Origin of the sequence: Lysobacter sp. ISL-50 (genome assembly GCF_018612875.1) — a bacterium.
Taxonomy (GTDB): domain Bacteria; phylum Pseudomonadota; class Gammaproteobacteria; order Xanthomonadales; family Xanthomonadaceae; genus Lysobacter.
In genome coordinates this window covers 166,200-183,353 of record NZ_JAGGRI010000019.1, presented here as the reverse complement: position 1 = coordinate 183,353, position 17,154 = coordinate 166,200, and the positions used below count along the sequence as shown (strand labels likewise).

General features: G+C 66.5%; 15 protein-coding genes. 7 read left to right on the top strand and 8 right to left on the bottom strand.

What is annotated here, in order from left to right:
• Nucleotides 1-38 precede the first annotated feature (38 nt).
• Nucleotides 39-1,631 (bottom strand): ShlB/FhaC/HecB family hemolysin secretion/activation protein, encoded by a 1,593-nt coding sequence (locus J7J50_RS12535; RefSeq protein ID WP_215057943.1) that lies wholly within the window; start codon nt 1,629-1,631, stop codon nt 39-41.
• Nucleotides 1,632-2,435: 804 nt separating this feature from the next.
• Complete coding sequence (locus J7J50_RS12530; RefSeq protein ID WP_215057942.1) at nt 2,436-3,188, bottom strand: SapC family protein; 753 nt, start codon at nt 3,186-3,188, stop codon at nt 2,436-2,438.
• A 220-nt stretch (nt 3,189-3,408) separates the two neighbouring features.
• Here J7J50_RS12530 and J7J50_RS12525 point away from each other — a divergent pair, with 220 nt between their 5' ends.
• Complete coding sequence (locus J7J50_RS12525; protein WP_215057941.1) at nt 3,409-3,705, top strand: hypothetical protein; 297 nt, start codon at nt 3,409-3,411, stop codon at nt 3,703-3,705.
• 167 nt (nt 3,706-3,872) lie between these two features.
• Here the strand turns inward: J7J50_RS12525 and J7J50_RS12520 are convergent, their stop codons facing one another.
• Nucleotides 3,873-4,274: a CrcB family protein gene (locus J7J50_RS12520; RefSeq protein ID WP_215057940.1), complete on the bottom strand. Its 402-nt coding sequence runs from the start codon at nt 4,272-4,274 to the stop codon at nt 3,873-3,875.
• Between the two features lie 502 nt (nt 4,275-4,776).
• Nucleotides 4,777-6,135, bottom strand: a complete 1,359-nt coding sequence (locus tag J7J50_RS12515; RefSeq protein WP_343222493.1) for a replication-associated recombination protein A — start codon at nt 6,133-6,135, stop codon at nt 4,777-4,779.
• Nucleotides 6,136-6,456: 321 nt separating this feature from the next.
• Here J7J50_RS12515 and J7J50_RS12510 point away from each other — a divergent pair, with 321 nt between their 5' ends.
• A complete protein-coding gene (locus J7J50_RS12510) occupies nt 6,457-6,993 on the top strand; it encodes a glycosyl hydrolase 108 family protein (RefSeq protein WP_215057939.1) in 537 nt (178 codons plus the stop codon).
• A 358-nt stretch (nt 6,994-7,351) separates the two neighbouring features.
• Here J7J50_RS12510 and lolA read toward each other — a convergent pair whose 3' ends face one another.
• The 3 genes from lolA to J7J50_RS12495 all read right to left on the bottom strand — a co-directional run bounded on the left by lolA (nt 7,352) and on the right by J7J50_RS12495 (nt 11,884).
• Nucleotides 7,352-7,987: an outer membrane lipoprotein chaperone LolA gene (lolA, locus tag J7J50_RS12505; protein ID WP_215057938.1), complete on the bottom strand. Its 636-nt coding sequence runs from the start codon at nt 7,985-7,987 to the stop codon at nt 7,352-7,354.
• 190 nt (nt 7,988-8,177) lie between these two features.
• Nucleotides 8,178-10,550: a DNA translocase FtsK 4TM domain-containing protein gene (locus J7J50_RS12500; RefSeq protein ID WP_343222494.1), complete on the bottom strand. Its 2,373-nt coding sequence runs from the start codon at nt 10,548-10,550 to the stop codon at nt 8,178-8,180.
• 266 nt (nt 10,551-10,816) lie between these two features.
• On the bottom strand, nt 10,817-11,884 hold the full coding sequence (locus J7J50_RS12495; protein WP_215057936.1) for an alanine dehydrogenase: 1,068 nt from the start codon (nt 11,882-11,884) through the stop codon (nt 10,817-10,819).
• Between the two features lie 383 nt (nt 11,885-12,267).
• Here J7J50_RS12495 and trxB point away from each other — a divergent pair, with 383 nt between their 5' ends.
• The 4 genes from trxB (at nt 12,268) to infA (ending at nt 15,725) form a co-directional block, all read left to right on the top strand.
• The gene (gene trxB, locus J7J50_RS12490) at nt 12,268-13,221 is read left to right on the top strand and encodes a thioredoxin-disulfide reductase (RefSeq protein ID WP_215057935.1); all 954 of its coding nucleotides are present in this window, start codon (nt 12,268-12,270) and stop codon (nt 13,219-13,221) included.
• Nucleotides 13,222-13,363: 142 nt separating this feature from the next.
• Nucleotides 13,364-14,584 carry a GNAT family N-acetyltransferase gene (locus J7J50_RS12485; protein WP_215057934.1) on the top strand — a complete coding sequence of 407 codons (1,221 nt, stop codon included), beginning with the start codon at nt 13,364-13,366 and terminating at the stop codon, nt 14,582-14,584.
• A 35-nt stretch (nt 14,585-14,619) separates the two neighbouring features.
• Entirely contained in the window at nt 14,620-15,402 is a 783-nt protein-coding gene (aat, locus tag J7J50_RS12480) for a leucyl/phenylalanyl-tRNA--protein transferase (protein WP_215057933.1), read from the top strand.
• 104 nt (nt 15,403-15,506) lie between these two features.
• Nucleotides 15,507-15,725 carry a translation initiation factor IF-1 gene (infA, locus tag J7J50_RS12475; RefSeq protein ID WP_031372296.1) on the top strand — a complete coding sequence of 73 codons (219 nt, stop codon included), beginning with the start codon at nt 15,507-15,509 and terminating at the stop codon, nt 15,723-15,725.
• A gap of 156 nt (nt 15,726-15,881) precedes the next feature.
• Here infA and J7J50_RS12470 read toward each other — a convergent pair whose 3' ends face one another.
• Nucleotides 15,882-16,091 (bottom strand): hypothetical protein, encoded by a 210-nt coding sequence (locus tag J7J50_RS12470; protein ID WP_215057932.1) that lies wholly within the window; start codon nt 16,089-16,091, stop codon nt 15,882-15,884.
• A 642-nt stretch (nt 16,092-16,733) separates the two neighbouring features.
• Here J7J50_RS12470 and J7J50_RS12465 point away from each other — a divergent pair.
• Entirely contained in the window at nt 16,734-17,078 is a 345-nt protein-coding gene (locus tag J7J50_RS12465) for a hypothetical protein (RefSeq protein WP_215057931.1), read from the top strand.
• Nucleotides 17,079-17,154: the final 76 nt, after the last annotated feature.

Below are 17,154 nucleotides of genomic sequence, written 5' to 3'. Positions count from 1 at the left end.
GGGCTCAAGCCCCCGCCACAGGGTGTTTCCTTGCCTGCTTAGAACTCGCCCCAAACCCGCACGCCGAGTTCGATCGAATCGGGCTTGCGGTCCTTGCCGTTCGGACTGGACAGCGGATGGGATACATCGATGGAACCGTTGAGATGCTCGAACACCTTCAGCGACGCGCCCAGGCCCGCGCTGACCAGGGTCTCGCTGCGCAGCTGATCCGGCAGGCGGTCGTTGATGCGCGCATAACCGGCATCGACGAAGGCGCGCAGGCGCATTTCCTGGAACGCCTCGCCGAGCGAATCGGCGAACGAGGGCGTGCGCGCTTCCAGCGTCGCCGCCGCGCCCATGTCGCCGAGCGATTCGGATTCGTAATAGCCGCGCACGCTGTCCAGGCCGCCGATGCTGAATTGCTCGTTGCTGATCAGCGGCTCACCGGCGAACTGGGTCTGCAGGCGCAGCATCAGTTGCGCGTCACTGGCGAATTTCCACGTGTGCGAGCCCGAAGCGCGCAGGTAGAAGAAATTCGGCTGGGCCTGGAAGCGCTTGGCGTCGAAAGCGGCGCGGCCGTCGCCGACGCCGCGCAGGTTGAACACCGCCGACAAGGCCAGGTCGCTGACCGAATGCTCCTTGATCCAGTCGGCGTTGTAGTTGACGCTGAACGGGAAATACTCGATCGGCACCGAACCGCGATCGGCGCCCTGCACCAGCGCCTCGTTGAAGTCCTTGTAGTCCACGCCCAGGCTCAGCGAATGGAAGAAGCCTTCGCGCGCGGCGAACGAGCGCATCAGGCGCACGCCGGCCAGGGTGCCGTTGCCGATGACGTTGAGGTCGCCGACCACGGCGATGTCGCTCTTGCTGCGCACCGCATACCCCAGCAGCGACCACGGCGAAGAGCGCAAGCGCGCCAGGTATGAGGCCGAAAACACTTCCGCATCGGCGCGCCGCTGCGGCGCCAGTTGCACCGACACGCTGGCGCTGTGGCCGCGCTGCCACAGATTGTCGTAGCGCACGCTGGCGGCCACGCGTTGCTCGGTGGTGTTGGCGCTGTTGCGGTTGTTGATTTCGAGCGAGCCGTGCAACGGCAGCGAATCCTCGACGTTGAGATCGACATCGACGGTGTTCGGCGTGGCGCCGGCCTTGATCTCCGGCGTCACCCGGCGGTCGGGCAGCTGGTTGAGGGCGACGATGTCGCGCTGCACGTCCTTGAAGTTGGGCACCGTGCCCCGCGCCAACGACGGCGCGGCGCGCTCGATGTCGTCGGGCGAGAAATAGTCCGCGCCGTTGACCCGCAGGCGGCCCACCTTCTGTTCGTTGACCTGCAGCGTGACCAGGCCGGTGGACGCGTCCTGTTCCGGAATCACCACGCTGACGGTCGGATAGCCGCTCTTGTCGTACAGCGATTGCAGCGCCGCGCGCGCGGCTTCCACGTCCTGTTCGCTGCGCTGCGGGCCCAGGTGCGGATACACCGCTTTCTCGATATCCAGCGTGGGCAGTTTGGTATTGCCCAACACCTGATAGGCCATCACGTCGAAACGCGCGAGCGTCGGCGCGGCCTGCGTGCCCTGGGCGGTTTCCTGCGCGTGCAAGCCCGTCGGCCCGAGGAACGTCAGACCAACCGCTGCGATGAGGCGTAGATGCATCGGCCCGGAACCATCCCTGTTGCGCCGACCCGGCGAACGGGGTCGGCAGACCGCGTCACGTTAGGTGCGCTATGTGACGATGTTTGAACTACTGCATGACAAGGCACACGAATGTGGTCATGCGCTTGTCGATCGCGCGCGTCGAATGTCACAAGTCGCTGCGATGACATGGGAATTACGCAGCACGTCACTTGTCATCTCATCTTTGGATGAGCGGTATCACACAGGTGAGAAATGTTGCGCGTTGCGGTTGTGCGCTTTCGATGTCGATCGGCGGTATCGGCGGTTGTGTCGTTCGCGCTTGCGTCTTCGGCGTTATGTACCTGGATTCGATTGCGCGAGTGCGGATGACGCGTGCTGATTCGTCGGAGTATGCGCGCGATCATCGGCGTATCGGTCGCGTGTCGCGCGGAAGAGAATCGAAGACGATCGATAGCGTTGGCGAGGCGTTCGCGGGCGTCGGCCGGCGCAGCGCGCATCGAGGTGATGCATCGGCATCGACTCTCGCCATCCGCAATCACAATGCGCACTGCGCGCTGTCATGCAGCTCGGTTCGAAGACCTGTTGGGGCGCAACAACGTCATCGCGGCATGCACGGACAGCCCGATTTCGATAAGACAAAGCCGAGTCCGCGACGAATGCCCGTCGCGGTCTTGTTTCATCATCGGAACATAGTCGTGAAGGCACGAATCGTGCCGACACGATCGGCAAAGAGGCGAGCGGCGGCGAGGCGCCGCCGATGCGGCGCGACCGTCGCGGTCGCGCCGATAAAGCCCGGGGCCGCCCGCGAACCGGGCGGCGGGCTCAGTTGACCGCGGAGGCAGCGGCGGCGGACTTGTTGGCCGCGTCCTGCTGGGCCAGTTCGGACAGGCGGTCGAGATTGCGCATCGACACCAGGTGGGTATAGATCAGGCCCATGGCGCCGGAGCGCAGCAGCTCCGGCAGCACCGCGTCGTCGAGCTGCAGCAGGCGCTCTTCCGAGACCACGTAGACGCCGCCCAGCTCGCGCTGCGTTTCGCCTTCGCCGCCGAAGCGGATCACCTGCTGGTCCAGCAGGTTCAGTTCCTTGAGCCTGGCGGTGAACGCGGCGGTGCGCTTGAACTCGCCGTGCAGGTCCTGCAGGAAGGTCATCGCGCGGCCGAGGTTCTCGCTGTCGTCGCCGTTTTCCTGGAACAGCGCGTCGCCCTCTTCTTCCGACAGGCCGTCGTAGGCCATATCGACGCAGACGGTGACCGTGCCGCTGTCGCGGTCCTCGGCGAGCATGAACGGATATTGGCGCAGGAACGCCGGCACGTAGCCGCGCTTCCAGCGCGCGTTCTCGTCCACGTACAGGTTCTGCTGGTTGCGCAGCCCGACCACGACCGCCGGCAGGAAGTCGCCGTTCTCCAGGCGCGCGAACACGATCGCGTACTCGGAGGCGGCGTGCGGGAATTCGACCGTGGTCAGCGGCACCGAGTTGAGCTCGGCGGCGAAACGGGCGTTGTGCTGGGCCGAGCGCAGGCGCAGGCGGCGGTGGGTGTGGCGGTTGAGCGGTACGACGCGATCGTAGATCAGCATGGAGGTCCGGTTCCTGGTGGCGGCCGCCCGGTCAATCCGGGTCAGCGGCGAAGATGAGCCATCGAGGTGACAGTTACAAGCAGCGCCGGCAGCACCGCCGGCACACCATGAGTGCTACTTTGACGCGCATTAAGCCCTGTCAAAGCTGTCATCACACCGCTTCCCATATCGTGATTTCAGGCACACAAAAGACATGCCGAGCGCGGACAGGGGAAGCATTTTGTTCAAGGTGTCACTGCGAGAGCACGCTCTGCTGAGCGTCCTGGTGGGGCTGCAGCGTGGGGTGCAGCCGGAAACCAGCCATATGAAGCATGCGTTGATCGAAGACGGGCTAGCCTTGAGCCTGGACGGACGCCTGAGCCTGTCCGACGCCGGCTCGACCCTGCTGCAGGCGCTGCAGCACATGGTCTGGGCCGAGGTCGAATCGCTGCAGCAGGTGTTGTCCAACAAATCCTCGGCGCCCAGCGACGAGGTGCTGCGGATGACCCGGCTGCCGGTGAATCCGCGGGCGGAGTAGATCGCGGCTGGGTGGCCGGCGCCGGATCGGGATCTTGCGGTGTGGTCCGTGACCGCTTTGAACGGTGCGTGTTCGGATTCGTGCCGGTCAGATCGGCGCTATTCGAAAGTCGCGCCGGCCCTGGATCGGCCGTCGCCCGATTCGTGCCGGTGCGGATCGATTCGGGCTCAGATCCGCCCCGGCCACGCCAACTGCCCCAGGCGCCAGCCGGCAAGGATCGCCAGCAGGCCCAGGCCGACGTGGGCGGCGACGGTCAGCGCCAGCCAGTCGTAGCGGGCCGCGCGCAACAGCGCCAGCAGGTCCACGCCGAAGGCCGAGAACGTGGTCAGACCACCGAGCACCCCGGTCAGCAACAGCGCGCGCCAGAAATCGGCGTCTTCGCGCCCGCCCAGCCACACCAGCAGCAAGCCCGCGCACAGGCAGCCCACGACATTGACGCACAGGGTGGACAGCGCCGGCCACGGCGCGGCCGCGCGCGGCAGCAGCAGGTTGGCGCCGTGGCGCAGCATCGCGCCGAATGCGCCGCCGAGGCCGACGGCGAGCAGTTGCAGCAAGGCGGCGCGGGTCATCGGTTGCGGACTCCGTGAAGTGGCATGCATGGCGCCGGTCGCGCCATCGATGTGGACAATGACGCCGACGCCAACCGCCGCGCAACCCCGAAGTCTTTTGTAGGAGGGGCTTCAGCCCCGATGCCTTTCGCTCAAATCGCCGGATTCGACACAAACAACGGCGCCGGCGCCAACCACCGCGCAAGCCCGAAGTCTTTTGTGGGAGGGGCTTCAGCCCCGATGTTTTTCGCTCAGGTCGTCGGATTCGACACAAACAACGGCGCCAGTGCCAACCACCGCCCAACCCCGAAGTCTTTTGTGGGAGGGGCTTCAGCCCCGATGTTTTTCGATCAGAAGGGATCGATTCCGGCGATCTGAACGAAAAGCATCGGGGCTGAAGCCCCTCCCACAAAAGACCTCACAGTTCGATCTTCGCTCAGAAGGGATCGATTCCGGCGATCTGAGCGAAAAGCATCGGGGCTGAAGCCCCTCCTACAAAAGACCTCACAGTTCGACCACGGACTCATTCGCCCTCGCCGCGCGCCTGCGCGCGTTGCGCCCGCAACCGCGCGAGCTTCTCGCCGAGCTTGAGCTCCAGCCCGCGCTCCACCGGCTGGTAATACACCCGCTCGCCCATCGCATCCGGGAACCCGGTCTGATCCAGGGCGATGCCGCCGTCGGCATCGTGGTCGTACTGGTAACCCTTCGAATACCCCAACTGCTTCATCAGCTTGGTCGGCGCGTTGCGCAGATGCAGCGGGACATCCTGGGTGCCGTGCTCGACCACATCCGCCTTGGCCGCGTTGAAAGCGGCATAAGCAGCGTTGGACTTGGCGGTGCTGGCCAGATAGATCACCACCTGCGCCAGGGCCAGATCGCCTTCCGGGCTGCCCAGGCGGTCGTAGGTGTCCCAGGCATCGACCGACATCTGCAGCGCGCGCGGATCGGCCAGGCCGATGTCCTCCACCGCCATGCGGGTCAGCCGCCGCGCCAGGTAATGCGGGTCGCAACCGCCGTCGAGCATGCGCGCGAACCAATACAGCGCCGCGTCGGGGTTGGAGCTGCGCACGGATTTGTGCAGCGCCGAAATCTGGTCGTAGAACTGCTCGCCGCCCTTGTCGAAGCGGCGGGTGCGGTCGGCCAGCACCTGCGCCAGGGTCGCGGCGGTGATCTGTCCGTCTTCGTCGGCGGCCAGTTCGGCGGCGATTTCCAGCAAGGTCAGCGCGCGGCGCACGTCGCCGTCGGCGGCGGTGGCGATCTGCAGCAGCAAATCGTCGCCGACGTGCACCGGCTGCGCGCCCAGGCCGCGCTCTTCGTCTTCCAGCGCGCGCCGCAGGCTGTGGCGGATGTCGTCGGGCGAGACCGCTTCCATCACGTGCACGCGGCAGCGCGACAGCAGCGCAGAGTTGAGTTCGAACGACGGGTTCTCGGTGGTCGCGCCGACGAAGATGATCGTGCCGCGCTCGATATGCGGCAGGAACGCGTCCTGCTGGGTCTTGTTGAAGCGATGCACCTCGTCCACGAACAACACTGTGCGGCGGCCGTCGGCGAAACGATGCGCGGCCTCGGCCAGCACTTGCCGCACCTCGGGCAGCCCCGAGAGCACGGCCGAGATTGCCTTGAACTCGGCGTCGGCGTAGCGCGCCAGCAGCAGCGCCAGGGTGGTCTTGCCACATCCCGGCGGGCCCCACAGGATCATCGAATGCACGCGTCCGGATTCGACCGCGCGGCGCAGTGCCGAGCCCGGCGCGAGCAGGCGGCGCTGGCCGACCATTTCATCGACGCTGCGCGGGCGCATGCGCTCGGCCAGCGGACGCAGGCCGTCGTTATCGACGCTGAGCAGATCGCGCGAGTCCTGCGAGGGGGCGGTTCGACGGGCCACTTACGGGGAAATTCCGGTGTGAGTATCGACCGCCACGATACCAAGATCGCGCCGGCGGCGAATCGCCCGCGTCCGCAACAGCTTGATCCAACGGGATTTTGCAAACCGTCAGGCGGCGGTAAGGCGGCACGGGCGCGATCGCGGCAAGCTCGGCCCTGGCGATGGGCGCCTCACAAGGCGCGGACGGCCGCGTTTGCTCCACAGCGCGGCGGTACGGCCCCGCCGTTCGCCGGTCTCGCGCGCAGCGATGCCGCGCGATCCCGTTTTCCCGTCCGGCGGACGCATCGCGCCCGCCGCACCCCCACCTGCCGGAGACCCGCAATGGCCGACTTCAACGATTACTTCCCGCAACTGCTGATCTTCGAGGGCGGCTTTGTCGATGACCCCAGCGATCCGGGCGGCGCGACCAACATGGGCATCACCCTGCAGACCTTCCAGGCGCACGCGCAGACCCTGCTCGGCGTCGCCCCGACCCTGGCCAATCTGCAGGCCCTGAGCCGGGAGCAGGCCGCGGTCCTGTACAAGGCGCTGTACTGGAACGCGATCTACGGCGACTCGATCGCCGCGCAGGACCTGGCCGCGATCGTGTTCGACTTCTACGTCAACGCCGGCTTCCAGGCGATCTTGCTGCTGCAGAACCTGCTCGGTCCGCCGCTGGCCGCCGACGGCCACTTCGGCCCGGAAACGCTCATCGCCGTGCAGCGCGCCGATCAGGCCTCGTTGTACGCGCTGTATCGCCAGGGCCGGATCAATTATTACGACCATCTGGTCGCGAGCCATCCGCTGCTGCGCCGTTTTCTGCCCGGGTGGCTGAAGCGGGCGAACTGGTTTCCGGCGCAGTTGCCGGCGGGGACTTGATCGATCGGCGATAGAACCGCGACGACGGCTGCGTCGCCGCGCTGCACTTCGCCGCGCGCGGCCGCCGGCGCGGCGTCGCGCGGGCTTTGATGGATGCGCCAGAAACGGCGATGCGCGCCGGAGGCCAAGCCTTGGCCGGCCTGGAAACCGACACCTTCAACAGCGGCAGCCAGGCGCTGACCTCGCCCTGGGCTATCGCGAAATCGCGCGTTATCCGGATAAGGAATGGAACAGCGGCCTGACTACGATCCGCTACGAAAAGCCGCTGTAACGGCGGCACCGCACGCCGGTAGGCGGCAACGCGATTGCGCCTGCATGAGTGCCGCGACCGCCCGTGTTCGCGCTCAGCGGACCGGCATCAACCCTCGCCGATCACATCCACGCCCTTGCCCGGCGCGTACTTGAACGTGCTGGCCGGGAAGCTGGGATTGCGCTTCCAGCCGCTGAAGCTGATTTCGGTCTTCTGGCCGAGCGCGTCGACGATTTCCATCTTGCTCAGGCCGCCGGCGTTGAAGCCCAGCTTGGCGTTGCGGAAACTCGCCTCGCCCTGATTCTTAGGTTCCAGGGTCAGCCAGTTGAGGCCGCCGTTGCTGCCGGCGTCCTTGACCACGAACATGCTGTCGAGCTTGCCCGGGTCGATCAGCGCCGCGAGCGGGCTGTTCTGTTCTTCCGCGCCCTGCGGACGCACGCTGACTTGCTGCAGGTCGGGCTCGTACACCCACACCTTCTTGCCGTCGGCGACGATCAGTTGCGGGTACGGCTTGACGTACTCCCAGCGGAACAGCCGCGGCGCCGACAGCGCGACTTGCCCCGTGGAGGATTCCTTGAGCTTGCCGTTGGTGTCGAACACCTGCTGGGCGAACTGGCCGTCCAGGCCCTTGAGGCCGCGGGTGAACGCGCCCAGGTCGTCGCGCGCGCCGGCGACGGCGGCACCGGCGAACAGGGCCGTGGACAGCGAGAGCGCGATGGCGGCGTGGCGGACGAGACGGTTCACGGCAAGCTCCTCATAAAACGATGGCGGCAGTGTGCGCAGGGAATCCTGAACACGGTATCGACGTGGGGTGGAGCCAACCGCAGCGATTAATACCACCGCAAGATCCGAGGCCGATATGTCCCCGCGCGCCGGCCTTGAACGCTTGCGGGGGCGCCGACTGCGGACGGCGCGCTTGCGTACACCGCGGCGGTTACTTCGGCGGCGGCGGCGCAAGCACGCTGCGGTCGCCGTTGTGCTCCGGCGGGGTCACGATACCGGCCGCTTCCATCGCCTCGATCAGGCGCGCGGCGCGGTTGTAGCCGATCTTCAGGCGCCGCTGCACGCCCGAGATCGAGGCGCGGCGGGTCTCGGTGACGATGCGCACGGCTTCGTCGTAGAGCGGATCGGATTCATCGCCGCCGCTGCTGGCGGTTTCCGGCAGGCCGGTCGCGCCGACCACGGTGCCGTCGCCCATGGTCTGCACTTCGTCGAGCACGCCTTCGATGTAATCCGGGCGGCCGCCGATCTGCTTGAGGTGCTCGACCACGCGATGCACTTCCTCGTCCGAGACGAAGGCGCCGTGCACGCGCTCGGGCATGGCGGTGCCGGGCGGCAGGTACAGCATGTCGCCGTGGCCCAGCAGGGTTTCGGCGCCGGACTGGTCGAGGATGGTGCGCGAGTCGATCTTGCTCGACACCTGGAAGGCGATTCGGGTCGGGATATTGGCCTTGATCAGGCCGGTGATGACGTCCACCGACGGCCGCTGGGTCGCCAGGATCAGGTGGATGCCGGCCGCGCGCGCCTTCTGCGCCAGACGGGCGATGAGTTCTTCGACCTTCTTGCCGACGATCATCATCATGTCGGCGAATTCGTCGATGAAGATGACGATGAACGGCAAGGTCTCCAACTGACGCGGCGCTTCGTCCAGGTCCGGGTTGGGCTTGAACAGCGGATCCATCATCGGCTGGCCCGCTTCCTCGGCGTCGCGGACCTTCTTGTTGAAGCCGGCCAGGTTGCGCACGCCGACCATCGACATCAGCTTGTAGCGCCGCTCCATCTCGGCCACGCACCAGCGCAGGCCGTTGGCGGCTTCCTTCATGTCGGTCACGACCGGCGCGAGCAGATGCGGGATGCCCTCGTAGACCGAGAGTTCGAGCATCTTCGGATCGATCATCAGCATCCGCAGTTCTTTCGCCGACGCCTTGTACAGCAGACTCAGCACCATCGCGTTGACCGCGACCGACTTGCCCGAGCCGGTGGTGCCGGCGACCAGCAGATGCGGCATGCGCGCCAGATCGGCCACGGTGGGCCGCCCGGCGATGTCCTTGCCCAGCGCCAGGGTCAGCGGGCTGCCGGACTTGTCGTATTCCTTCGAGCGCAGCAGCTCGGACAGGAAGATCATCTCGCGGGTGGTGTTCGGCGTTTCCAGGCCGATCACCGACTTGCCCGGGATCACGTCCACCACGCGCACGGATTTCACCGACAGGCCGCGCGCGATGTCCTTGTCGAGCGAGCTGATCTGGCTGACCTTCACCCCCGGCGCCGGCTGCACTTCGAAGCGGGTGATGACCGGGCCCGGGTACGCGCCCATGACCTGGGCGTCGATGCGGAAATCCTTGAGCTTGAACTCGATCTGCCGCGACAGCGTTTCCAGGGTTTCTTCGCTGTAGCCCTTGGGCTGCGGCTTGGGATCGTCGAGCAGCGCCAACGGCGGCAGGCCGCTGCCGTCGCCGGTGTTGAACAGCGGAATCTGGGTTTCGCGCTTGGCGCGTTCGCTCTTTTCCACCACCGGCGCCGGCGGCGGCTCGATCTTGACCTTCTCGCGCTTGGAACGCAGTTCGGTATCGACCTTGCGCGCTTCTTCGCGCTCCTCGCGCATGACCTGGGTCTGGCGCCATTCGGTGGCCTGCTGGCTGCCGCGGCGGAACAGCTTGCTCAGCACCGGGCCCAGCGCCAGGGTCCAGCGGCCCAGCCAGTCCATGACCGCGAACCATGACACGCCCGTGGCCAAGGTGAAGGAGATCAGCAACAAGGCGGCCAGGAACAGATTGCCGCCGACCGGGCCGAAGCCGGAGTACAGCGAACGCCCGACCAGTTGGCCGAGGATGCCGCCGCTGCCGGCGGAGAAATTTTCCGCCACGCCGAAACGCAGGTGCGCCAGACCGGTGGAGGAAACCAGGAATCCGACGATGCCGACCAGGCGCAGCGCGGGACCCAGGTCGGCGTCGCCATCGCCGTCGGTGTCCATGCCGAACAGGGCGATCCAGGCGATCGCGCCGAGCATGATCGGCAACAGGAACGCGATATAGCCGCACAGGTACAGCAGCACGTCGGCGATCCAGGCGCCGACGCGGCCGCCCAGGTTGTGCAGCGGCGCGGTGATCGAGCCCGAATGCGACCAGCCGGGATCGCTGGGCGAGAAGGTGACCAGGCTGGCCAGCAGGTACAGCAGCAACGGGGCGATGATGATCAGCGAGATGTCGCGCATGAGGCGCTGCCTCTTCGGCGACGGTGCGTTGACCGGCGCTTCGGTGGGCTTGGCTTTCTTGCGACTGGCGGTTGTGGGTGCTGACGCCACCGTGATGTGCTGCCTTAGGTTGGTACCGTTAGTCTTTGAATATACAGCGGAATAAAGCGATTTGGGAAGAAAAGTGACGAACAGCGGCATTTACCGACACGCCCGATCGCCGTGCGTGCCGCCGCCGCGCGCGCCCAGACCGGACGCAAATCCGCGCCGCGCAACGAAAAACGGGAACGGCCCACGAACGGTAGCACTCAACGCCACCGCCCGCCCGACCGTTCCCGCTCGCCAGGGAACCGGGACGAATCCCGAATCCCGTATCCCGGCTCTTACAGCTTCATGCCCTGCAACGCCGGGTGGATCAGCTTGCCGCCTTCGACGTTGATGCCGCGCACCAGCGCCTGGTTGCCGCGCCAGTCGTCGCCGGCGAGCTTGTTGACCCACGGCAGGATCGCCGCGCAGATCGCCTGCGAGGAGGTCTGCGGCACCGCGCCGGGCATGTTGGTCACGCAGAAGTGGGTGACGCCCTCTTCCACATAGGTCGGCTCTTTCCAGGTGGTCGGACGCGAGGTCTCGAAGCAGCCGCCCTGGTCGATGGAAATGTCCACCACCACGCTGCCGTCTTCCATGCCCTTGAGCATTTCGCGGGTCAGCACGTGCGGCGCGCGCGCGCCGGTCACCAGCACCGCGCCGATCACCAGATCGGCCGAAGCCACTTCGCGCGCGACCACGTCCACGTACGGGAACAGCGTGGTGACGTTGTTGCCCAGGCGCATCATCTGCTCCATGCGGTCTTGGCGCATTTCGAACACGGTGACGTTTGAGCCGCCGGCCGCGGCCAGCGCCGCCGAGGCGCCGCCGGCCTGGCCCGCGCCGAACACCACCACCTTGCCGCGCTCGGTGGACGGCAGGCCGCCCAGCAGCTTGCCCTTGCCGCTCATGGGCTGGTGCAGCAGGTGGGTGCCGACCTGCACGCCGATCTTGCCGGCGATGATCGACATCGGCGCCAGCAGCGGCAGATCGCCGTTGGGCAGCTCGACGGTCTCGAAGGCGACGCCGGTCAGGCCGATGTCCAGCAACTGCTTGGTCAGGGTCGGCTCGGCGGCCAGATGCAGGTAGCAGAACAGCAGGTGATCCTTGCGCAGGTGCTGCAGGTCGCCGGCGATCGGCTCCTTGACCTTGACGATCAGCTCGCCCTTTTCGTACAGCGCCGCCGCGTCCGGCGCGATCTTCACGCCCAGACGGGTGTAGTCGGCGTCCTTGAAGCCGCTCTTGATGCCCGCGTCCTGTTCCAGCCAGACCTCGTGGCCGCGATTGACCAGGTCGCCGGCCGCGGCGGGAACGAGCGCTACGCGCCCTTCGAGAGTCTTGGTTTCCTTCGGTACGCCGATACGCATTGCTATCTCCAGTGCGGCCCAGAAAAAACGCCGCATATGCGGCGCCCCAAGCCATGTTGTGTTTTAAGCGGTTGTCGTGAGGGTGAACGTGCTGCGTTGGATGCTGTAAGGCGCGGCGCGCGGCCCTGAACCGGCCCGCGACTCGCCGCGTCGACCCGGGCTTTGTACGCCCGCGCCCGCCGATGCGCCAGTTGCCGTTTGGCGGTTCGCGCCACCGCGCACGCTACGCAACGTTGCATCCGCCGGCCATGCCTTGTTTTGCCGGGACGCCGCCTCCAAGCTATGCCCTGCTTCGGAATCTTCAACACGCAGGCGTATGGCCTTGATGTGCATGAAGATTCCTTCCGTGCGCAGCGCACTCCCAACTGGCCGCGATTATATACATGAGCCCTACCAAGCACTCCCGCGTCGTCATCCTCGGTTCCGGCCCGGCCGGCTGGACCGCCGCGGTCTACGCGGCCCGCGCCAATCTGAAGCCGCTGGTCATCACCGGCCTGCAGCAGGGCGGCCAGCTGATGACCACCACCGAAGTGGATAACTGGCCCGGCGACGCGCACGGCCTGATGGGCCCGGACCTGATGACGCGCATGCAGGCGCATGCCGAACGCTTCGACACCGAAGTCGTGTTCGATCACGTCCACAGCGCCGACCTGTCCAAGCGTCCGTTCCGCCTGACCGGCGACAACGGCGACTACACCGCCGACGCGCTGATCATCGCCACCGGCGCGACCGCGAAGTATCTCGGCCTGCCGTCGGAAGAAGAGTTCAAGGGCCGCGGCGTGTCCGCCTGCGCGACCTGCGACGGCTTCTTCTACAAGGACCAGGACGTGGCGGTCATCGGCGGCGGCAACACCGCGGTCGAGGAAGCGCTGTATCTGTCCAACATCGCGCGCAAGGTTTACCTGGTGCATCGCCGCGACACGCTGCGCGCCGAGAAGATCATGCAGGACAAGCTGCAGGCCAAGATCCAGGCCGGCAAGATCGAGCCGGTGTGGCATCACACCGTCGATGAAGTGCTCGGCAACGATGCCGGCGTGACCGGCCTGCGGGTGAAGTCGGTGCAGGACGGTTCGAGCAAGGACCTGTCCATCCACGGCCTGTTCATCGCCATCGGCCACACCCCCAACACCAGCCTGTTCGAAGGCCAGTTGGAGATGAAGAACGGCTACCTGACCATCCAGACCGGTCTGGACGGCAACGCCACCCGCACCTCGGTGGAAGGCGTGTTCGCCGCCGGCGACGTCGCCGACCAGGTCTATCGCCAGGCCATCACGTCCGCCGGTTTCGGCTGCATGGCCGCGCTGGATGCGGAGAAGTTTCTCGACAAGGACGCCTGAGTAGTGGCGCACCGGCGCACGACACCGCTGACGCTTCCGGCCTTCGGGCCGGGATCGGCCGCGGTCGCGCCGGCCGGCACCGCGCGCGCCGTTGCGATGCGGCGCCGCGACCTAGCCACGACCGTCTGATCCGATAGCGTCGATGGCGGATTCCAAACCCAGCGACCACTCGCTGCAACTGCGCCTTTCAGGCTCGCTGGGCGAGATCGAAGCGGCGCAGTGGGACGCCCTGCACGACGGCCGCAATCCCTTTGTCGCGCACGCCTTCCTGCACGGCATGGAAACGCACCGCTGCCTGCGCGAAGACTGGGGCTGGACCCCGCATCATCTGACCGTGTGGGACGGCGACTCGCTGATCGCGGCGATGCCGGCCTATCTGAAGCAGAACTCGCACGGCGAATTCGTGTTCGACCACGCCTGGGCCCATGCCTACGCCCAGCACGGCCTGGATTACTTTCCCAAATGGCTGGCGGCGGTGCCCTACTCGCCGGTGACCGGCCCGCGCCTGCTGGCGCGCACGCCCGAACACCGGCGGTTGTTGCTCGCGGCGATGGCGCAATTGTGCGAACGGCAGAAGCTGTCGTCGGCGCACGTCAACTTCCATCCCGACGAGGAAGACGGCGCCTTCGACGACGACGACGATGCCGGCGGCGATTGGCTGCAACGCATCGACGTCCAGTATCACTGGCGCAACGAGCCCGATGCCGACGGCCGGCGCTGGCGGGACTTCGACCAGTTCCTGGCCGCCTTCGACCACAAGCACCGCAAGAACATCCGCCAGGAACGGGCCAAGGTCGCGCGCGCCGGGGTCAGCTTCCGGGTCGTGGAAGGCCGCGACGCCAGCGACGCGGATCTGGAAACGATGCATCGCTTCTACCTCACCACCTTCGCCGAATACGGCAACCACGCCGCGCTGACCCTGGAATTCGTGCGTCACTTGGCGCGCGAGATGCCGCAGTCGCTGGTGATCTTCCTGGCCCAGCGCGACGGCGAGCCGATCGCCGGCGCGTTGTGCCTGCGCGGCGGCGACACCCTGTACGGCCGCTATTGGGGCGCGCAGGAGAACCTGCCCGGCCTGCATTTCGAAACCTGCTACTACCAGGGCATCGAGTACTGCCTGCGCGAAGGCCTGAGCGTGTTCGAACCCGGCGCGCAAGGCGAGCACAAGCTCGCACGCGGCTTCCTGCCGACCCTGGTGCGCAGCCGCCACTGGATCGCCCACCCCGGTTTCCGCGACGCGCTGCGGCCGTGGTGCCGCGAAGAAGCGGCATCGGTGCGGCGGTACGCGCGCACGCTGGCGGAGCATTCGCCGTTCAAGGCCGTGAGCGGGAATCCGGATTCGCAAACGCCGGTTCTGCTTTAGGCTTCGACGAATCCCGAATCCCGAATCCCGTCCCGATGAGGCGTCTTCCGTTCCTGCTCTCGCCCGACCCCGACGCGGAGTTTCCGCCCGGCGGGCAGGCGCTGGCCGATCCGGACGGATTGCTCGCGATCGGCGGCGATCTGACGCCGCCGCGCCTGCTCAACGCCTACCGCCACGGCATCTTCCCCTGGCCGTCGGACGGCTATCCGCTGCTGTGGTGGTGCCCGGAACCGCGCACGGTGTTCCGCACCGACGGCGTGCGCCTGTCGTCCAGATTCCGCCGCGGCCTGCGCCGCTGCGACTGGACCGTGCGCGCCGACACCGCCTTCGAAGCGGTCATGAGCGCCTGCGCCCAGGCGCCGCGGCCCGGCCAGGACGGCACCTGGATCAGCGACGAAATGCTGCGGGCCTATGCCGAGATGCACCGCCTGGGCCACGCCCATTCGGTCGAGGTCTACGACGGCGAGGCACTGGCCGGCGGCATCTACGGCATCGCCATCGGTCGCATGTTCTATGGCGAAAGCATGTTCAGCGAGCGCTCGGGCGGGTCCAAGGTGGCGCTCGCGGCTTTGGCGCATTGCCTGCATCGCTGGGGCTGGCCGTTGCTCGACGCCCAGGTCGAGAATCCGCACCTGCTGAGCCTGGGCGCGATCAGCCTGCCGCGCGAACTGTTCCTGGCCCGGGCTGGCGAACTCGCGGCCCAGCCTGGGTTTGCGCCCGGTTCGTGGACCGCCCGCTTCGGCGAAATGCGCGCCGCGCAGCTGGCTCAGCCGCGGCCCGCGCCGTCTCCGGCCGCGCCTCAACACCGGCCCGATTAACGGTTTTTTGCTCCTGGGGCGCTCACGTGGCAGAATGCGCGGCTTCGCGGGCGCGCGACGCCCGATCCTTGCGGACCGTTCCGGTCCACCTTTTTGAGAGACACATGGCAAAAGACGACGTGATCGAATTCGAGGGCACGGTGGCGGAAACTCTTCCGAACACCATGTTCCGCGTGCGTCTCGAAAACGGGCACGAAATCATTGCCCATATCTCGGGTCGCATGCGCAAGAACTACATCCGCATCCTGACCGGCGACAAGGTCAAGGTTGAGATGACGCCCTACGACCTGACCAAGGGCCGCATCACTTACCGCATGAAATAAGCGCGGTAACTCGTTGAAAAAAGGCGGCCTATGGCCGCCTTTTTCATGTCCGGCTGCCGCCGTTGCGGCACCGGATCCGGCACGCCCCGTCGCTGAACGAGTGCCCGGCGACATCCGGCGGCGAGGTCTCAGTGCGGGCTACGGGCGAATCGGCCCTCACTCCAGCGGACAGCCGTTCTCGGCCCGGCAGCTGTTGTACTCCACCAGGCATTCGGCATCGCGTTGCCCGTGGCCTTCGTACAGGCACACGTTGTAGGCGATCCGGCATTCCTGGCAGGGAGTGAGCGGCGGGCCAGCCAGGGCGGCGCTGGCGCCAGCGAAGACGAACGCGGCGACGGCCGCGACGATGAGCTTGCGTAACTTCATGGTGTTGCTCCTTTTCCATGGATCGACGCGGGACGGGGGTCCCGCATTGAGTGACTGCGCCGCGAACGCGGACGCAGTGGCGAGCCTCGGCGACACGGGATCTGCCGAGACGGTTGCGGCCCGCGCACCGCGCGAGCCACGGCGACGCTAGCACCGGCACGTCGCGCCAATCGCGCGGCGTCGCGGCAATCGGAAAAGATGTGCGCGAGGTCGCAGCGCGCGCTAGCAACTGCCGATTGGAAACAGCGCATCGCGCGCGGCTTGCGCGATCGCGCGCGGTCGCGAGGCGATGCGCGCGCGGGTTCGCGCCACGCATCGGGCGGCGCGAACAAATAAATACATCGCATCGCAAGAACCGGCTGTGCCCGAGCGGCACGCTCATCCGCGCTAGACGCGGCGATTGCGCGGTCTCCGGCATCGAAACCATCGACACCGATGCGTTCGAACGTTTCCGTTGTCATCGATGAAAGCATGCCGCGCATGCATCGATTAAAAACAACTGATGCACGCCGGCATCGAATCGTTTAGGCCGAAGGTCATGCCATGACGAAGGTCACCGCGACTTATTCCAGATTTGCGCGCTCGCGGCGATCGATACATTGCGTTGCGAGCTCATTCCGAGCCCCTGCCGAGGATGCCCCCATGTTGTTGCCCACAAGGATTGCGTTGGCCACCGTGCTCACTTTCGCCGCGAGCGCGGCATTCGCCGACCCGATCGATGCCTGCGTCGATCTCGGCGCCAAGCCGAAGATCTCGCGCCTGGGCGACAAGGCCGTGCTGGTCAAGGACAGCGACAGCTATTACCGCTTGAACGTGAAGTCCTGCTACGACCTCAGCTTCACGCAGCAATTCGAAGTGTCCGCCGAGAAACAGAAAGGCCGCATCTGCCCGACCGGCACGCGCGTGCGCACCAACCGCGACAACTGCGAGGTGACGCAGGCCGAGAAGATCGACGAAGCGGCGTATCGCAAGTTCGGCGGGCGTTGAGTTCGGGATTCGGGATTCGGGATTCGGGAATCGGGAATCGGGAATCGGGAATCGGGAATCGGGAATCGGCAACAGC